At 49.8% G+C, this 19,203-nt stretch carries 13 protein-coding genes; 3 read left to right on the top strand and 10 right to left on the bottom strand.

Translation table 11 applies throughout. The features are described from left to right. Positions 1-969, top strand: coding sequence for an L-histidine N(alpha)-methyltransferase (gene egtD / locus JUB14_RS00880; protein ID WP_207503639.1), 969 nt, complete (start codon positions 1-3; stop codon positions 967-969). Between the two features lie 121 nt (positions 970-1,090). Next, positions 1,091-3,757, top strand: a complete 2,667-nt coding sequence (locus JUB14_RS00885) for a PQQ-dependent sugar dehydrogenase (protein WP_207503641.1) — start codon at positions 1,091-1,093, stop codon at positions 3,755-3,757. Between the two features lie 97 nt (positions 3,758-3,854). On the opposite strand, the gene JUB14_RS00890 is transcribed toward JUB14_RS00885, so the two are convergent. The 10 genes from JUB14_RS00890 to JUB14_RS00935 form a co-directional block, all read right to left on the bottom strand. After that, positions 3,855-4,976: a serine hydrolase domain-containing protein gene (locus JUB14_RS00890; protein ID WP_207503643.1), complete on the bottom strand. Its 1,122-nt coding sequence runs from the start codon at positions 4,974-4,976 to the stop codon at positions 3,855-3,857. Positions 4,977-5,117: 141 nt separating this feature from the next. Next, complete coding sequence (locus tag JUB14_RS27980) at positions 5,118-5,930, bottom strand: LytR/AlgR family response regulator transcription factor (RefSeq protein WP_207503645.1); 813 nt, start codon at positions 5,928-5,930, stop codon at positions 5,118-5,120. A gap of 151 nt (positions 5,931-6,081) precedes the next feature. After that, entirely contained in the window at positions 6,082-7,443 is a 1,362-nt protein-coding gene (locus tag JUB14_RS00900; RefSeq protein WP_207503647.1) for a dipeptidase, read from the bottom strand. Positions 7,444-7,556: 113 nt separating this feature from the next. Continuing rightward, complete coding sequence (gene plsY / locus JUB14_RS00905; protein ID WP_207503649.1) at positions 7,557-8,207, bottom strand: glycerol-3-phosphate 1-O-acyltransferase PlsY; 651 nt, start codon at positions 8,205-8,207, stop codon at positions 7,557-7,559. 151 nt (positions 8,208-8,358) lie between these two features. Continuing rightward, positions 8,359-13,032 carry a hypothetical protein gene (locus JUB14_RS00910; protein ID WP_207503651.1) on the bottom strand — a complete coding sequence of 1,558 codons (4,674 nt, stop codon included), beginning with the start codon at positions 13,030-13,032 and terminating at the stop codon, positions 8,359-8,361. A 21-nt stretch (positions 13,033-13,053) separates the two neighbouring features. After that, complete coding sequence (prmA, locus tag JUB14_RS00915) at positions 13,054-13,890, bottom strand: 50S ribosomal protein L11 methyltransferase (protein ID WP_207503653.1); 837 nt, start codon at positions 13,888-13,890, stop codon at positions 13,054-13,056. Between the two features lie 139 nt (positions 13,891-14,029). Continuing rightward, entirely contained in the window at positions 14,030-15,226 is a 1,197-nt protein-coding gene (locus tag JUB14_RS00920) for an OmpA family protein (RefSeq protein WP_207503655.1), read from the bottom strand. 103 nt (positions 15,227-15,329) lie between these two features. Beyond that, positions 15,330-16,079: a DUF5672 family protein gene (locus JUB14_RS00925; protein ID WP_207503657.1), complete on the bottom strand. Its 750-nt coding sequence runs from the start codon at positions 16,077-16,079 to the stop codon at positions 15,330-15,332. Positions 16,080-16,126: 47 nt separating this feature from the next. Next, complete coding sequence (locus JUB14_RS00930; RefSeq protein ID WP_207503659.1) at positions 16,127-17,104, bottom strand: glycosyltransferase family 2 protein; 978 nt, start codon at positions 17,102-17,104, stop codon at positions 16,127-16,129. An 83-nt stretch (positions 17,105-17,187) separates the two neighbouring features. Then, positions 17,188-18,525 (bottom strand): hypothetical protein, encoded by a 1,338-nt coding sequence (locus tag JUB14_RS00935; RefSeq protein ID WP_207503661.1) that lies wholly within the window; start codon positions 18,523-18,525, stop codon positions 17,188-17,190. 110 nt (positions 18,526-18,635) lie between these two features. On the opposite strand from JUB14_RS00935, the gene JUB14_RS00940 reads away from it, so the two are divergent. Continuing rightward, positions 18,636-19,184 carry a hypothetical protein gene (locus tag JUB14_RS00940; RefSeq protein WP_207503663.1) on the top strand — a complete coding sequence of 183 codons (549 nt, stop codon included), beginning with the start codon at positions 18,636-18,638 and terminating at the stop codon, positions 19,182-19,184. The last annotated feature ends 19 nt before the right edge of the window (positions 19,185-19,203 follow it).

Here is a 19,203-nt window from a genome sequence, read left to right on the forward strand (position 1 = left end):
ATGCTTGTGCATTCCAACGTAAAACAACGCCTGAATCCTTTTGCTGAAGACGTTTTGAAAGGCTTATCGGCTGGGGAGAAGTATATATCGTCCAAGTACTTCTACGATGACGAAGGAAGTCGCCTTTTTCAGAAGATCATGGAGATGCCGGAGTACTACCTGACCCGCTCTGAAATGGAGATCCTGTCGGTGCAGTCAGCGGATATTGCCAGTGCTTTGCAATTTAAGGAACCCTTTAATATTGTGGAGCTAGGCGCGGGCGATGCCCTGAAGACCCAGGAGCTGCTGAAGTACCTAGTCCATCAGCAGGTGGACTTCACCTATATCCCCATTGATATTTCGGAGGAAGCTATGCAGCAACTTCAGCAAAAGCTGAATACCAGCCTGCCCGGCCTGCAGGTACAGCCGGAAGTGGGGGATTACTTCAGTATCCTGAAGAACATGGACTTCAGCGGACGCTCCAATCTGTTCCTGTTCCTGGGAAGTAACATTGGTAACTATGAGCCTGATGATGCTAAGGTGCTATTGGGAATGCTCTACAGCCACATGCAGCCGGGCGATAAGCTGCTGATTGGATTTGATCTGCAGAAGGCCCCGGAGGTGGTTCGTGATGCCTACGATGATCCGCACGGTATCACCCGCGCTTTCAACCTGAACCTGCTCCACCGCATGAACCGGGAGCTGGATGCTGATTTTGCCGTGGATGGTTTTGATTTTTACTGCTTTTATAACCCGTTTAACGGAGAGGTACGGAGTATGCTGGTAAGCCTGGTCGAGCAGGAGGTAAGTATAGGAGCTTTACAAACCACCTTTCACTTTGGTCGGAATGAGATGATCCGAACGGAGCTTTCCAAGAAGTACACCCTTTCAGAAATAGAGAACATGGCTCAGGCGTGTGGATATAGGGTGGAGGAGCATTTCTATGACCATAACCAGTACTTCACCGACAGCCTGTGGCGGAAGGAATAGCTGTCGCGACAGAAAGTCATCTGATTTGTATACTAAAGTAAGGGGTTTTGCATTTATTAATAGTCACAAATGAAAAGGCATTTGTGACTATTTTTGCTTTATTTCCTAACCTCCAAGGCTTATGCTTACCCTTCGTTCTCATCGTTATAAGATTCCTCTCCTCCTTTTGCTGACGGGCATCTGGAGTGCTGCGTCTGCCCAATCAACACAGGCAGGTCAATCGACTCCTCCCGAAGAAAATAGATTCACCAAAACCATCCTGACTAATGATCTGAATGAGCCGATGGAACTGGCCGTGGCGCCGGATGGACGTGTTTTCTTCACCGAGCGCAAGGGCGGATTCTATATGTATGATCCTAAGACGCGGGCAACCCGTCTGGTGCGGGAGTTTCCGGTGTACTGGGAGACTAAGTACGGCAATGGCCTCATCGGGCTGGCGCTGGACCCGAAGTTCGCGGAGAATCGTTACATCTACTTCTATAATACACCCATCTCAGATACGCCCAAGCAGCAAGTGTCGCGCTTCCGGCTCAACGACGATGGTACCCTGGACCTGGCATCGGAGAAAGTAATCATAGAAATACCCATTGACTACGAGATCAGCCGACATACGGGCGGCTCACTGGCCTTTGACCCGCAGGGGAACCTCTATATCTCTACGGGTGATAACACCAGTCCCTTTGCATCCAGTGGCTACTCCCCGCTGGACGAGCGGCCGGGGCGCGAATTGTTTGATGACCAGCGGTCGGCCGGTAATACCAATGACCTACGCGGAAAGATCCTTCGCATCAAGCCACTGCCGGAGGGAGGTTATGCCATTCCAGAGGGGAATCTATTTCCTAAAGGTACCCCAGCTACCAAGCCTGAAATCTATGCTATGGGCTGCCGTAACCCCTACCGCATTACCATTGATCCCGCGACATCGTACCTGTACTGGGGTGAGATCGGTCCCGATGCGGGTAAGGACAGTATTCAGGGACCTAGAGGCTACGACGAGTTCAACCAGGCTCGCAAAGCTGGTAATTTCGGCTGGCCCTACTTCATCGGTCCCAATATACCCTACCACGACTTCAACTTTGCTACCAATACCGTAGGAGCCAGGTTTGACCCGGCCAGTCCGGTCAATGACTCACCTAACAATACAGGGATTCAGAATCTGCCACCGGCTCAGCCGGCTATGATCTGGTACCCCTATGCCCAGTCACCAGACTTTCCTGAGCTGGGTACCGGAGGGCGAAGCGCTATCGCTGGTCCAGTCTATCATTTCGATGCAGCCTCCTCTTCCAAAGTAAATTTTCCGGCGCATTACGATAAGGTACTTTTCATTACGGAGTGGATGCGTAACTGGGTCTTTGCGGTACATTTTGACGAGCAATACAAGGTCAAGAAGTTGGAACCGTTCATGTCCCTGACCGGCGACTTCCGCCGCCCTATCGATATGGAATTCGGTCCGGATGGTGCTATGTACATACTGGAATATGGCTCCGTCTACGGCATAGACAACGAAGATGCCAGGCTGGTACGTATCGACTATAACCCCGGCAACCGAGCTCCGGTAGCCAGGGTCACCGCCCGCGATACCATTGGACTGGCTCCGCTGACAGTAGCATTTAGCAGTAGTAAGAGCTATGACTATGATAAAGACAAACTCCAGTACGAGTGGCGCTTTGAGGGAGGTAAGGTAGCTTCTACGGAGGTGAACCCTACCTATACCTTCCGCAAGAATGGTATCTACCCCGTAACCGTTAAGATTACCGATCCGGCCGGGGCCAGTGGTGTGGATACCCTGCTGATCCGGGTGGGGAATACGCTGCCGCAGGTAGCCATCAATACCACCAGCAACAGCACCTTCTACTTTGACAATGCACCTTTGGTGTATTCGGTGAAGGTGAAGGATAATGAAGATAAGGTCATTGATCCCAAGAAGGTGAAGGTAAAGCTCAGCTACATACCCAAACTAGCCGGGCAGGAGCCGCTGATCGGGCACCAGGAATTCACAGATCAGTTTGACCTGGGCAGGAGCCTGATGGCCAAGAGCGACTGCAAAGCCTGCCACCAGGTAGACAAACCATCGGTGGGACCGGCCTTCGCGGATGTGTCGCGCAAGTACCGGGGCGACAAGAGTGCGCTGTCACGCCTGGCCAACAAGGTCATAACGGGCGGCGGTGGCGTGTGGGGTGAAGTAGCCATGAACGCTCACCCCCAGCTATCGCGCGATGAATCAACCGAAATTGTGAAGTACGTACTATCCCTGGGTGATCAGCAGGCGCAGCAAAGCTTGCCCGCGCAAGGCAGCAAGGTACTTAAGGAGCATATAGGACAGAAAGAGCAGGGAGTATATATACTGACAGCCTCTTATACGGATAAAGGGGGTGCCATCCAGCCTCTTACCAGCAGTACATCTCTGATACTTCGCCCGGCTACTGTTGAGGCCGAGGAAGCGGATACTCTTTACCAGATCAGAAAGCAGCGTACCGCTTTGAGCGCCATCAAAGATCAATCATACTTTATGCTTAGAAATATAGATCTGAAAGGTATTCAGAAGTTGACTTACCGGTACTCTTCCCCGAATAAGGACGCGAAGGTAGAGGTACATACAGGCTCGCCCACGGGGCCTGTCATCAGTACCTTCGATCTGAAACCGACCGGCGACTGGAAGGAGTTCAAAGATGCGATGGCTCCGCTCAAAGCACCCGCCGGAAAGCACAATCTGTACTTTGTCTTCGTCCGAAAGGAAGAGCCTGACGCTCCACTCGCCAGTGTGGATTGGGTACGGTTTGAGCGATGACATAAGCAGTATATGCAGTGAAAGATTAGAAGGCGGAGCAGCAAGCTCCGCCTTTCTCATGTACTCATAAACCCTAAATTCATTAACTCCCTAAGTTCTACTTTACCAGCCCCCGGTCGTAGGTCCTGGCTATTTGGGGAGGTACCAGATCCTTTACATATAGTCGGGCAATGGCTTCGGCCATGTAGGGAAGCATATCGGCGTAGTTGCAGAGTACCAGGATGGTCAGCTTCTGGTCGGGAAGCCGTAGTATGTCGCCGAGGCCGGGGCCGCCGCTGTGGCCTACCATCAGGTGGCCGGCATTTTCCTCCCAGGTCCAGCCCATTATAGAGAATGCCCGTTTCTTATCCTGCATCAGCGGCATTTTGTCCTTAATCAGCGCCAATACATCAGGACGAATATAGGTGCCCATATCAACCGCTGTCGCCCATTTAATACTATCTTCCAGCGACAGATACAGACCCGCCGAGGCGTAGGAGGTTTGGGTGTAGATATTCTTAAAAATGAGTGGGTGTGTCTTGCCTTTGGTGAATATCTGGGATTTGTTTGGCAGGGGCTCCATGAGTTGTAAGGGTACCCCCCGCGTTTCCATATCGTATCCGCTGTTTGTCATTTGCAGAGGCATAAATACTTCCTCCTTCAGCAACTGCTCTATGGGCTTTCCTCCGATTTTTTCAAGGATGTACTGCAGGACAAAGAAGTCGCCGTTCATGTAGGATTCTTTGGTACCGGGTTGGAACACCAGCGCAGAGTCTTTTAGTGCCGCTACCAACTGCTCACTGGTTTGAATGCGGGTGTTGTTACCCTGAGGCCAGGGGATACCCGACTCGTGTGAGAGCAGATGTTTGATCTGAATATCCTTCCAAGCCGTCGGGCTATCGGGCGTGTACCGGCTGATAGGGTCATTCAACCGGATCTTCCCCTCCTGAAGCCACTTCATCACAAGGGTGGAGGTGAATAGCTTGGTAGAGGAGGCAATATGGAATAGCGTATTAGGTTTCACGGGCTGGTTCCACTCCACGTTAGCGATACCGTAGGTACCGGCGTGGAGGACTTTGCCGTCTTTGATTACCGCTACGGCCATACCGGGTGCGCCGGTCTCAGCCATTTCTTTCTTGATGAAGGCGTCGATCTCAGCCCGGGTGGGGGGAACTTGTTGGGCATAGGTAGTAGTCCATATCCAGTAGAATATGGCTAGCATTAAAGTGATTTTTTTCATGGCTTTGAAATGAATGAGGTACTTGATATGTATTACAGCAGTTCTAATGCTGGCCGAAAGGTAGGAGTACAGAAAATCCCTTTACAAAGCAGGAGGAGCCTTTTTGGCCGAACTGTCGTATTTTATACCCTGAATTGTAGCCTAAGCGACGGCTAGTTTCAGCCATTCCCTGAAGGCGGGTGCCTTGGTGCGGCTCATGGTGACTGCCTCGGGTAGCTTTGGGAGAGGATGCAGCAGGATATTGATTTTACCATTCTCAATGCGCTCGATGGATTTTACCAGTTCGCGGTGGATGATGTACTGCCGGTTGGCCCGGAAGAAGTAGTCTGCAGGTAGTAGTTGCTCCAGTTGTTCCAGTGATTTCTCAACCAGATGTATCTCGCCATTCACTGCACCAATAAGGGTCAGATCATCGGCAATGGCACAGTAGCGAATATCAGCCAGCTGTACGATGGTACTTCGGCCTCCCAACTTAGTCAGAAGCGTGGCCTTGGGGAGGTCCGGCTTCTGCTTTATTTCTTCCAGATGCTTAGACCACTGCCAGAAGTACATCGCAATATAAATACCGTTGATGACCAGCAGCCAGATCTGGAATACCCACAGATGGTGCGTGTACACTTCGCGGGGGACTGGTTTATCAGTTAGCAGGTAGTTGATGCTTTCGGTCAGGAAGATCAATATAGACAGGGACGCCACTGTGGTAAGCGCCAGCTGGAGTAGTACCCGCCGTAGAACGTTCCTCTGATAAGGGTACCTATAATCAAGCCTGCGTATAATGTACCGGACCGCCAGCCAGGCACAGATAACTTCAAATGTATCAAGCGTTAGTGCCGACAGGTACTTTCGGTTAAGCCGAAACTGTCCGTAGGCGATGTAGATATTGATAACGCCTATGACTATAAAGAGCAGGATGAAGAACTTGTCCTTATATGTGGGTTTAAACCTGTTTTCCACGAGTCCTGAATCGTAACGGCCATTTCTGATAATCTACCTTAAATGTACTGGATTGCAGGCAAAATGTAATCAGTAGCTTTATATAAGAATTACAAAGAAAAAGCACAGGCGGTAGACCTGTGCTTTTTCTTTATGAATTAACTACTAAAGGCTATTTCTTCAACTCAGCGTAGTGCTTAAAGAACAACGGAATGGTTTCAATGCCTTTGTAGTAGTTGAACAGGCCGTAGCTCTCATTGGGTGAATGCAGGGCGTCAATGTCTAACCCAAAGCCCATCAGGATGCTCTTTACACCCAGTTCCTGCTCAAATAACGCCACGATGGGTATACTTCCGCCGCCGCGGGTAGGGATGGGCTTCTTGCCGAATGACTCTTCCATGGCTCGCGAAGCCGCTTCGTATTCCACCGAATCAGTAGGATTGACGTAGGGAAGGCCGCCGTGGTGGGGCTTTACCTTCACCTTTACCGAGGCCGGGGCGATGGATTCAAAATGCTTAGTAAATAGCGCTTCAATTTCCTTATCAGTCTGGTTAGGTACCAAGCGCATCGATATCTTGGCGTGGGCCTTAGAAGGAAGTACCGTTTTGGCACCTTCACCTGTATAGCCGCCCCATATTCCATTAACATCCAGGGTAGGACGAATGGAAGTGCGCTCAATGGTCGTATAGCCTGCTTCGCCGGCTACGTCATCGATATGTAAGTCTTTCTTGTACTCATCCAGGCTGAATGGAGCCTCGTTCATCGCCTTACGCTCTTCTTCAGACAGCTCTTCTACGTTATCATAAAAGCCAGGGATGGTGATGTGTCCGTTCTCGTCCTTTAGTGAAGCGATCATCTCGCATAGTACATTAATCGGATTAGCCACGGCACCACCGTACACACCCGAGTGCAGGTCACGATTAGCACCAACTACCTCTACTTCCAGGTACGTAAGTCCACGCAGACCTACCTCTATGGAAGGTACATCATTGGCTATGATGCTGGTGTCGGAGATCAGGATGGTGTCACACTTGAGCATATCAACGTGCTCCTTCACGAACTGGCCCAGGTGGTCAGAGCCTACTTCCTCTTCACCCTCAATCATGATCTTCACATTGCAGGTCAGGCTATTGGTAGCTAGCATGGTCTCCAGGGCCTTGATGTGCATATAGAACTGCCCCTTATCGTCGCAGGCGCCCCGGGCGTAGATACGCTCGTTCTTGATCACCGGCTCGAAAGGGGGCGAATCCCACAGCTCATAGGGGTCAGCGGGTTGTACGTCGTAGTGTCCGTAGATCAGTACTGTTGGCGCGGCGGGATCGATCATTTTCTCTCCGTAAACGATCGGATGCCCGGGCGTTTCAAATATCTTGGCACGGTCAGCTCCGGCTTCCTGAATGCGATCACGGACATACTCAGCGGCACGACGTACATCGTCCTTGAATTTGGAATCGGCACTAACAGAAGGAATGCGCAGGAGATCAAGCAGCTCGTTAAGGAATTTATCGCGGTTTTGCTCTATGTAGTTTTGCATAGTTTTTAGTAGTGGTGAGAAGTATAAAAGCCTACAGAGGCGAGCCACGAAGTTAAAAAAAATACCCCTAGAACCATAGGTTCCAGGGGCTCACAGATGATTTATGGTAAGGCTTACGAGTTATCTTTGTGGCTTTTGAAAAGCTTCACACGGCTCTCATTGCCATTTAAAAGACGAACTATGTTTTTCTGGTGTGTCACTACTACCAATAGGAACATGGCAAAACCAAATACAATCAGCAGGGTTTCGGCCTGACCGAAAACACCCATCAGCGACAGCACCGGGAATGCCAGTGTTGCCAGCATCGAACTCAGCGAAACGTACTGCGAAGCTATCAGCGTCAGGATAAAAATCGTGATACAAACCAGCGCCAGCTCAGGGTGCACTGCCAGTACCATACCTAACAACGTTGCAACTCCTTTTCCACCTTTAAAACGAATAAACACAGGGAAAATGTGCCCAAAGATAGCTATAATTCCAAAAAGTATCTTGTAACTCAAGATGTCTCCCTCTCCAATGGCACCGAAGAAATACAACAACGGGGCCAGCAGGGTAGCGGTCCAACCCTTCATGACATCAACGAGCATTACTACTGTACCGGCTCTCTTACCAAGGGTACGGAAAGTATTAGTGGCTCCGGCATTTCCGCTTCCGTGTTTACGGACGTCTATTCCAAAGTAACCAATGCCGTACCACACCGACGTTGGGATAGAACCTAACAGATAGGCTCCGAGAATTGTCAATAGCAGCAACGAGACACTCATCAAAATTGTATTTAATCAATAAAAATTGTACTTCTTTTTCGAGCTTGTAGCCAAAAATAACACTATTGCTACAATATACAAGAGTTGGACTCTGCTTAATAAACTTTGTTTACTTCGAAATAATTCACGCTGCTGCCTAACTATCTATAAATCAGAATCCTTCTGCGGCTTCTTCCTTCTTTTTGACCGGTTTTTTCTGTGCTTCTTTTTTCTGGGCAGCTTTGACCACCTTGGCTTTTTTCAAAGCAGGTTGATAAAAGTCGTAGAACCTGTCCGTAAACATGGCCTTCTCTTCGGGACCAAGTGAAACAAGTGCCATATCTTTAGACTTGGCATTGCGTGACTTAGCCAGTACCTGATCGTTAAATTCTATTTCGGAAGAAACTACACCCAGTTGTTGCTGCGAATAATCAAAGAAGTACCATACATCAGGGGAGGCTTCGAGGTATAGGCTAAATTCATCGCCACTGTCGGTACGTCTGATCTCAAGCATACCTTCCATTTGGGCATTTACATCATTACGTCCCAGATTGGATACGCCTATTTTACCCAATGAATAGAGAGCGCCGTGCTTTTCGGACCAGTGCATATTGACGTTGGAAAGGACAATAGGAACATCCAGAGCCGACGAGGCTTCAAAAAGAGGCTTGTACTCGGCGGCTATCTTGGTGAAGTAAGCATCAGCGGTGGGCTGTCCGATTATCGCAGCCAGCTTAGTACTTAGTCGTGCGGGATCATCCTCAGCCGGGTCACTATTCTGTTCATCCAGGTTGGTCTGTACAATTTTCGTAGCCAGTGGGGTTAGCACAGGAGTCAGCACCGGCAGGTTCAGGAGTAGCATAGTATTGAACCGGTAGCGGAGGCTATCTACCTGCACTTCGGCCAATCCGGACCCTTTAATCAAATCCGAGGCCGTAAACTTAAGGGGACCGGCAAACGTAGCCAGGCCTTTCTGATCGTTGAATCGGAAAGCCAGTGCCTCGTTGACCAGATCGTCAGATCCGGCCGGAGGCATAATCTGCAATGACTTACTTTCAGCATCGTAGTTCATGGTGCCCTGGGCACTGTAGATATCCTGGTCACTGCTGGACTCCTTGGGCGAAAGGAACGTCAGGTACATACCTCCGCCGGCGCGGTAGTGAAGGCCGGCAAACAGGGGCTCTTCCACCTCATTTTTCAGGTTCTTATCTACTTTAATGGTGATGGCCTCCTGGTCGGGTGTCTCCTTAAGTGGAATCCACGAGCTCATCAGCCCGGGGCGTTTCTTGAGCATGGGACGAATATAACCATCGAGCTGCAGGGCGGGCTGGTAGGAGACTAGCTGTACACCGCCCTTATATTGTATACCCGGGAAGAGCAGCATACGCTGGTTTTCGGATACTTCGGCCCGGGCGGTTGTATAGTATACTTTCTCGGCGGTTAGCGCGGGGGCAGTCTGACGACCTTTCCTGTTGCTAGCAACCTCTGTATTACTCAGCTCACGCAGCTCGAAGTTCTGCATTTTGATAGCGAAAGTATCCTTTTGAGCTGTGACGTACTGGTACGTAGCCGATCCCTCAAAATGGTTCCGGGAGGTAATGCGGATGTCGGCATCTTTGAGCCGGTGGCTGCTATTGAGGGTATCAATCTCAATACGCGCTTTCTTCAGGGGAAGCATCTCTCCGTTACGTCGGATACTGACTACTCCCTTTTCCGGGATAATCTTCACGTCGGCTGTACGGATATAGGGGACGCCACTGATGTTGAGTGTCATCTTCTCTACCTCATACAGAGCGGCCGATCCATTAAACGAAAGTCCTTCCTGATCGGAAGCCATGGCCGTAAAGGTAGAGTTATCTATATCACCTTTCATGGCTATGGTTTTGTTGTTGATGTTCCAGCGGGCCTTGTTAATAGAAGTACGGTAGGCCGCGTAGGGGAATACCATTCCGGATGAGTCGGCTTCAAATCCCTCCGTATTAGTAGTAAGCTCTACCTGGCCTTTGGCTACATTGAAATCCACATCTACATTATTGCCTACCAGTATCGGGCGAAACGACTGCTGCTGACCATCTTTGATGGTAAACTGGGCCTGATTAGCCAGGAAGCCTTCCTTATTGAACTTGATGTCATTGGAGGTGAGTTCGGCATCAGAGCGCTTAAGCTTTCCATGACCATATAGCCCTGCCGAGCGGAGCAACAGGCCACCCTCCAGCTGGGTACTACCCTTATAAAAGTTAAAAAAGTTGCCCTTGGTGTCAATAAACATACTGTCGACCTTGGGAAACCAGCGCATGGTATAGTTTTTCAACTCTACGCTCGGGAAGTAGGCTTTACCAACAGCAGCTTCCTTTATACTGGCGGTAGCACCGGAGGCCATCAGCGAGTCAGGAGTAAAGAATATCTCCTCGGTAGGTATGGAAGCGGACAAGTGATTGATAATACCCGGCGCCCGTAGCCCCTTACTATTCATTACCAGCTTATCCGTGAGCTTTACCGTGGATTTTCCACCGTAGAGTTTGAGCGCCTCGGCCGTCGGCTTGTACTCAAAGCCCATGGAGTTATCGGGCATTGTCTTCAGTAGGGTTTTCAGAGGAGGAAGGATGCCAGCTGATTCAAAGGTACCTACAAAGGTAATATCCCGCTGATCGAGGCTGTCGGCATCCAGTTTGGGTATCTTAAAGAATACTTCCCGGCTGTAAGCCACTGCCCGGGTAGGCTGATCGAAAAATACCGTGATACCCTCCGGTATGACCATGCGGGGGGACTTGGTATTCTTCTGCCGTCCTGACTTATTTTTGGGATCATTCAGGTAGAAGGTACCTCCTTTATCGTATTTGATATGCCCCCCCACCTCGTTGGCTAATCCTTTAGCATATTGCTCCTGAGGCGTGTAGGTAATGGAATCAACCTGAATTAGATTAACAAAGAACTGGTCATAGTTGAATTTAAGATTTTGCCCGGCAAAGCGGAACTTGGAAGACTTGAGCTGACCATTCAGAGTAAAATCGCGGTTGCGACCTATCACTACCTGCTTATCGGATGGAACAGCGACGATCTTTAAAGAATCGCTCACCACAAAACGCTCCACACCGCGTACGGTCATCAGAGTATCTTTCAGGTTAATGGTAGCATTGGCTATTTCGCTGTTGGCCTGGAACTGAGAGTTGATCAGGAAATTATCATAATCGCTCTTGTCCATATTGGCCAGGATGTACATAATGCCCTTACGGCTCAACCGGTACTCTTCGCTCGCTTTATCCTTCTGGAAGTAGCCCTGAAGGGTAAGCCGTTCGAGTGCCTGGCGCATGATCACCGGGTCTTTTTTGAACTGGTTGGCCAGGTCATGTGGAGAGAATGTCTGTCTTTTCTGAGATTGGGAGAAACTAGCCGCCATGATCAGGGGCTGAAAGCCAAACTCCTCCGTCATAGCTTGAAAACGCTGAGGTCTGAAGTAGTCAAATGATTCCAGCTTGACCGGTACCACCTTCTTCCCCGCAATCATATAAAACTCGGCCTTCTCGTTGGGCAGGTGCCAGCGCATGGCTTCTGCCCATATATTCATCTTATGGTAGCTGTCAATGTAGGGGATACTTTCGTAGGGAGTACCATCCGCGCGTTCGAGGCGAAGCTGTCCGGCTCCGTCGCTATAATAAAAACGTACGCCGGAGTGGTATATGGAGTCAGTACCCAGCGGCATCGAAAACTCAGCGAGCTGAGCCGTAACCACCGAGTCATTAAGTACAAAGCGGCGGCTGCTGGCCCTAAAAACGGGCTTGTTGTTGAAGGTGACGGAAATCTCAGCGGGCTCGTTGCTCAACGAAGTGCTGTATATGCTATTACCGGCCATCGCAAAACCTCCCCGGTACAGCAGGCTCTTGCTGCTATTTCGCAGGACGGCATCATTGCGGTACGACACAAAACGGGGGTAGGTAGAAGGCTTTCCGGCCGCACGACGTACACTTCTGAACTCAAACTTGCCCTTGACCGGGCTGGTCAGCTTGCTGTCGTAGTGGAGCGTGGCGTTTTCAATGGTCAGGCTAGGACTAGCTGGCTGAAAAGAGTACTCATCGAAGTCGATATGGATTCCCTGATCTCCTTCCCAGGCAAACTTGCCTCCTTTACCTACGAAGGTACCTTCCTTAAGAGAGACACTACCCGTACTGGGACCGAAAGCGATGGAGTCATTGGCAGTAACTATTGCAAAGCTGGCATCCTGTAAGTCCAGCAGAGCACCCGTAAGGGTAGGTATGGGCTTGGCTTTGGTATCAATCAGTACCGAATCGGCGGGCAGGTCCCAGCCATCATTGGCCGGAGCGGCCGCTTTGGCGTCCGTGGTGGCGGCGGCGGGCGCGGTTTCATCAAACCGGAAGCGGTACTGGCCTGCGGTCAGGTACAGTTTGCTGAAGTTAGAAGTATAGAGTTGCTTCTTCTCTATGATAAGCTGAGCTGTTTCGAGTAGTTTCTGAAGTGATTTGGCATCGTAGGTATCACTGGCTTTATCCACCATGATCATAAAGCCATTAATATCTCCCTGCTGGGTGGTGATGGAATGCAGGTTGCGCATCAGGAGGTAGAACACCGGTCCGGCTTTCTGCCCTTTGGCGGCTAGCCGCCGCATCAGCCCCACAAACTCCTTCTGCTGGGTCGTATTGAGTGAGCTCATCCAGATACTTTCCAGATCCTGAGCCGCTTTGGCATAGGCCGGGTTCCGGCTGCTTTCCATCAGCTTTTTGGCATCCACTATAAACTGCCCCGGATCGTCCGATAGCCGGACTCCCTGCGCCCATACGGTACTACCCGTAAGAAAGATCAATCCAAACAGACAAAGGCGAAATAACTTCATATAACCCTATTCACAGTTTTCTTAGCTTGTTTTCTCAAAAACCACCGTAGCCCACTCATTACGGGTATCGGTTCGTACTTTGGTAAGGCCATTTTCCAGCGCGCACTGCACGATATCCGGCTCATCCATCTCATAGAATCCACTGACCACCAACCAGCCGCCGGGTAGCAGATGCTGTACGTAGTGGGTGATCTCGCTCAGCAGAATATTCCGGTTGATATTAGCCAGTATACCTCCAAACTGCCGCTCCAGCGGTACATCTGTAATGGTACCCTGAAATACCTCCGCGTCCTGCTCTACCCCATTCAGGGCAAAGTTCTCACGCGAGTTCTCTACTGCCCACTCATCAATATCAAAGGCCACAATACTCTTAGCTCCCAGCTTACGACCCAATATGGCCAGTATACCCGTACCACATCCTACATCCATGATGTCAAGTCCGGTGTGCGGCAGGCTGAGCTGCTCGTTCATCACCAGCCAGGTAGTAGCGTGGTGCCCGGTACCGAACGACATCTTGGGTGTAATCAGCAGGTCATAGGTGAAGCTGTCGTCCGGCTCGTGAAACTGAGCCCGAACCCGTACGGCCCGACCTACCTCAATGGGTTCATAGCTGCGTTCCCACTCTTCATTCCAATTCTTTTTCTCTAACGCTTTCCATGAATGAGCTATTGCAGTGAAGATCTGGTATTTGGCTATGACGGCCTCAAGAGCCGCCTCGTCAAATAGGTCCTCTGTAATATAGGCATTCAGCCCTTCGTCGGTTTCAACAAAAGACTCATATCCAACTTCGGCCAGTTCGGCGGTGAGTATATCCGTGTAGTCAGGGGTGATGGTCAGGCTTAATTCTACGTAGTTCATGAAGTAATCAGTAACAGACTTTTTAATGTATAAAGACAAAACAGGTAATGGCTGCAAAGGTAACCAATAATAAGCGGGAAGCTCACTGCACGAACTTCCCGCTGTTGTCTGATGGTTGGCCTTATTTTTAAGACATTTTCTAAATCTTCACGATCACCAGCTCCACCCTTCGGTTACGCTGGCGCTCCTGTTCTGAGGTACCTTTCGCGACGGGACGGGTAGATCCGTAGCCCTTGGCTTCCACCCGGCTGGAGGCTATGCCTTTATTGATGAGGTAGTCGCGGACGGCACTGGCACGCTGGCGCGATAGCTCGAGATTCTTGTCGAAATCGCCGAGGTTATCGGTGTGTCCCTCCACCCGTACCTGCAGGCTCGGGTTACTACGCATCATGTCCACGAGTTGATCCAGCTCTTCGTACGACTCCCGCAGCAGATCGAACTTGGACGTCTCGAAGTAGATGTTGTTGAGCGTAATGCTGGCTCCTTCCTTCAGAGGTACGAGATAAAAGTCTTTGGTAAGCGCGGCACTACCCGTAGAGTCGGCCGGATTGACCGCTGCTGAGGCACTCAGGTACCCTTTGGCCGAAACACTAAGCGCATAGCGTTGCTCCGGAGCCAGGCTCATGCGGTAGTTGCCCGACGAAGTACCCAGACGCAGGGTGTCAGCACCATCAGCATAGGCCAACTGGGCCGGGATGGGTCGGCGGGTGGAGGCGTCGTAGACAGTACCTTTCAGGGAAACAGGAGCGGTAGTTCTGGTGCGGGGGGCCTCACCAGGCTGTGGAGTACTGGCCAGTGGAGGTTCGTCTTGGGGCTCCTCTCTGGGCGGCGCCTTTTGGGCCGGCGCGGATGGTCGCAGTGGGTTGTTGATGTGTACACCGTAGAAATTCCAGAACTCAACCTGCCCCGGATTACGCCCTTCGAAGAAGTCAAATAGCTCAATACCCGGGTCGAGCCGCTCGTAGTACACCCGGAAATTAACTACATCGCCCGGATACACGACCTGCTGCTCCGGTTCTACGGCTATGCCTTCGGCCCGTATAAAGCTATATTTCTTAGTGGTATTACCGGGCTTATACAGGCGACTACGCGGATCAATGCTGATGTAGTTGGTAACAAGACGGCGGTTGGGGAATAGCCGGTACAAATCGGCCGGGTAGGCGCTCTTATACTCCATATCAATAATGGTGTAGCGGCTGGTCAGCTCTACCCGCGTGATACGGACGTAGCGGGCATACTGCTCTTCTACTAGGGGACGCTGGGTGATCTGTCCAATGGCGGTTCCTATACTGAGCCATACCAGACCCAGTACAATAGTAATCGCTTTCAAACTCATGGCTGTCAGGGGCTTTGTTTACGACCTAAGGAAACATTGCAAGAACGACAGTATGAGTAACTTAGTGTACTGAAAAGAGTTAAATAAAATTTTTGGGCCGGAGCTATACCTGGATGAAAGGTTTCCAGAAATCAGGGTCGTAGCGCTCCCAGGCATGGCACCCAAACGGAAGCTGTTCATGATTGATAGTATAGCTGGCGGCGGGGCTCTTCTCAAATGCAAAGGCCAGAGCCTCCTGCCACGCGGGAAGTTTGATAAAGAACTTCATAGGAGCCAGACGGCGCGCGTCCAGCGAGAAGAGCTTGTCTTCGTTGCCGGGCCAGCGCGTGTAGAACAGATTATAGATGCGGATGTACCGGAGCAGTGCCGGAATGCGTCGTAGCGACAGTCCCCCGTTCAGGACCGGATGGTGCTGACTAAGTACCCTGGCGTATTCATTGCCGGCTTTGGCCGGTAGTTTAAAAAGTTCAGCAGGCTCAAGACCGGGAGCGCCTATGTAGTCATATCCTTTGGCGCACCATTCACGCAACTCATCTTTAAATACGTAAGCATCCAGCTGGTAGAGGAGCATGTACTCATACCCGGAGAAGCTCTCATAAAACAAGCGCGAAACCATAAGCTCGTTGTAGCCATCAATACTCTTGAAGTACTTATCATCAAATGACCGGAACTGCAAAGCCGGATACTCCTGCTCCAGGCTGTTGAGCAGCAGGCTGGCCGGCTTGATCACGATGGTCGGGTAGGCGGATAGCACGGACAGACACTGACGTAGGGACGCCTTTTCAGCCTGGGTCAGGTCTGCTTTGTAGATAGGTATTACAATTGCTACCAGCGATGAGCTTGACGATTTCATTCGTAAGGAATGTACTTATGAGTGATGTACGGTTATAAGCAGCGGATTTATTCAAACAGGTCCCCCAGGGCAGGTAGCCACCAGTGCTTACTACTAAAGCGGTAATGCCCCGATACTACATCCTTCAGTACCGGCGAAATACGAAGTATCCGATTGCGGGGTAGGGTTGCACGGCGTTGATAGTGCCGCAGCCGTAGGAACAGTTTGATGAGCTTCTCCCGCGGGATATCGGGGTAGTCGCGCAGGTGCAGGTAAATTTTCTCCAGTTCATCCGCCTTATCCCGTATAGGAGCCAGTTTTATCTCCCGGTCCCGCTTCAAACGGTCGCGCATACGTACCGGCTCTAGTTTACCCCCCAGCCCCACCTGCTGGCTGGAGTGCATACGGTAAGAAATCAAGCATTCATTAATAAAGCCAATTCTGTCCTGTAGGCTCAGCACCAGAGCGATCCAGCCGTCGTGGATTAGCAGAGGTATATGAGTAGGGAAGGGAAGCAGGCGGTGCAGGCAGGAACGTCTAATCGCCATTGTAGCTCCTGTCACTACGTAGCCATTGAACAAGATCTCATGAGCTTTCCCCTGTAGCCATTTCTGCTGCTGGTGGTCTACAAACTCTACACCCTGCCATAGCGTATTGCCCAGGGATTTAGAGTTATCATCAATCATCAGTGCATCCGAAAACACGGCATCCTTATTTGGGTGCGCGTTAAGGTACTCTACCTGCTTTTTTACCCGGTCTTCGCGCCATACATCATCCTGATCGCATAGCAGTATGATATCGCCCCGGCACAGTAACAAGCATTTCTCGAAATTCTTGGTAGAGCCCAGATTTAACTCATTCTGGTAAATATGTATAGGAAAAGGAGCCTTTTCGGCAAAGGCTCGTATGATTTCTATAGTGTTATCGCGGGATCCATCATCGCATACTATAAGTTCATCTACGGGTAAAGTTTGACGGGTGATACTCTCCAACTGTTCAGGTAAAAACCTGGATCCGTTGTAGGTACACATAGCCACTGAAATCATACGAGTTGGTTAAAATAACAATTAATATCGGGTTGCGTTTAAGTCAGGTTTATGTTAGAGGAAGTGGGTTTATGCCGTGGATGCTACTGCGCAATGGTAGTTATTTGCTGCTCTTCCAGAAGCTCCGGAGGTACCTGATATACATGATGCGTCAAAGCCCATTGTAATAGTTGGCCGTGGGCTTGTGTATGGATAACATCAAAATAGACTAATGGTACGCTGTTGTCTTTCATCCACGCTGAAAGTGTCTCTTTGTTTTGTTGATTAAAATCCTTAATCAAGACTGAGTTTGTGCTATAACTCAGGCACCATAACAGCCCAGTTGTCAGGTATAGGGGCAAAAGTAGGTTTTTTTTTAGTTTCCCGGTATCATATAGAATTGAAATCACCCAAATCGGAATGAACGTAGTAAAAAACATGTACCTGGGTGCGATGCCACCGGCCGCCTTGGTGTCGAAGCGGGAAATAGCAATGAGAATACCTGTAAGGATTGGTAAACATAACAAACAAAACAGGAGAGGATTTCTAAAGGCATATCCATTCCATACTAGTTTTAACCAGTAATAAAACACTACTGCACCAACCACCATACATAAGATAATGTTCGAATAATGCCATGGAGAGTCGTATGAGCTTACATAGACAAAGCTGCCCAGGTACGTAAAAAATAACCGCATAGCCCAGTCAATCCTGAAAAGGGAGAGGTCACGTGTAACGCCAGTATGGCTGAACATTTGTAATAGAAAGTACATAAAGGCCATGCCTATCCAGATCGGCATGAGCCGGTACTTCTTCTGCAGGTATAAAAGAAGAAGGGCCAACGGAATGACCAGAATGCCATTGCCAAAGGAGAAAATCGCGATCAGGGCAGCTAGTACAGCTCCGAAATGATACCACGATCCTACCCTCTGGGCAGATAGGAGCCAGTACAGGCTCAGCATGGTAAAGAGCGTTACGGGATAGTGCTGAATCCCGCATGAGTAGTAAAGGGCAACCTGCCAGAACGAAAGACTAAATAAGAAAAAGCTTACGGGGATCAATATAGGCCAGACTCTAATTTGAATCTTCTTCAGAATAGCCAGTATAAGACCAAATGTGCCGAGCAAGTAGAAATTCTGGTATAAGATGAGCGAACCGAAGTTGAGCTGATCAAACAGTCCATAATAAACAACGGCAGAAATGCGTGATAACACTATACGGTGTTCATTGTGAGGATCAAATAGTGCAGCCAGTTGTTGCTTTACATCTACCGTGTTGAAATAAAATGAACGAATAACGCTGATAGTAGCATTATAGTCATCATAGGAAGGCATGTTAACTGTATTCTTTAAAACAGTTTGCCCAAATGCTGCAAAAACAAGTAGGCTTACCACAGCACTGACTGATTTCAGAGCTAGCTCTCTTTTTTTTATTAAAAACATGGCCTTTGATTTGAATAGTGTGTGTGGATATGACCGATATAAAGAAAGTTGATGTACTTTATGATTCCTTATAACCAGTAGTATATTTATCTAACGGTACCCCCGCCCCCATGCCCCTTGATGACGCGCTCAAAAAGGCTATCATTCAGATGCCTCCGAAAGAAAAAGATAAGCTGCTTCTCCGGCTTATCGGTAAAGACAAAGCCCTGTCGGACCGGCTGTACTTTGAGCTGATCGAAGACAGCAGCACGACCCAGGAAAGACGCCAGGAGATAAAAAGCAAAATTGTAAGACTGGCCCAGATGGCTCAGCATACCCCCGGTTGGATACTGATGGATATGCGTACGCTGAGTAGCGATATCGCTTACCACGTGAAGGTAACCAAGGACAAGTACGGCGAGATAGAGCTAAACCTATACCTGCTGAACGCGTTCTTTGAGTACCAGCCCGAGCCGCTCCGTATCTATACATCCCGTACCGAGAAGTGCGCGGTATACATGACGAAGAAAGCCAAGACGCTGCTGAACCGTCTTGATAAGCTTAACAGCGACTACTATGAAGACTTCGCGCAGGATGTGAATCGTCTGCTTCAGCAGCTGCATGCAATGTGTACCCAGCACTACGCCCGGCAGATGAGTATACCCCGCGAATGGCCGTAGGTACTTATCAAAAATCTAT

The organism is Telluribacter humicola, assembly GCF_017355935.1.
GTDB classification, from domain to species: Bacteria; Bacteroidota; Bacteroidia; order Cytophagales; family Spirosomataceae; genus Telluribacter; species Telluribacter humicola.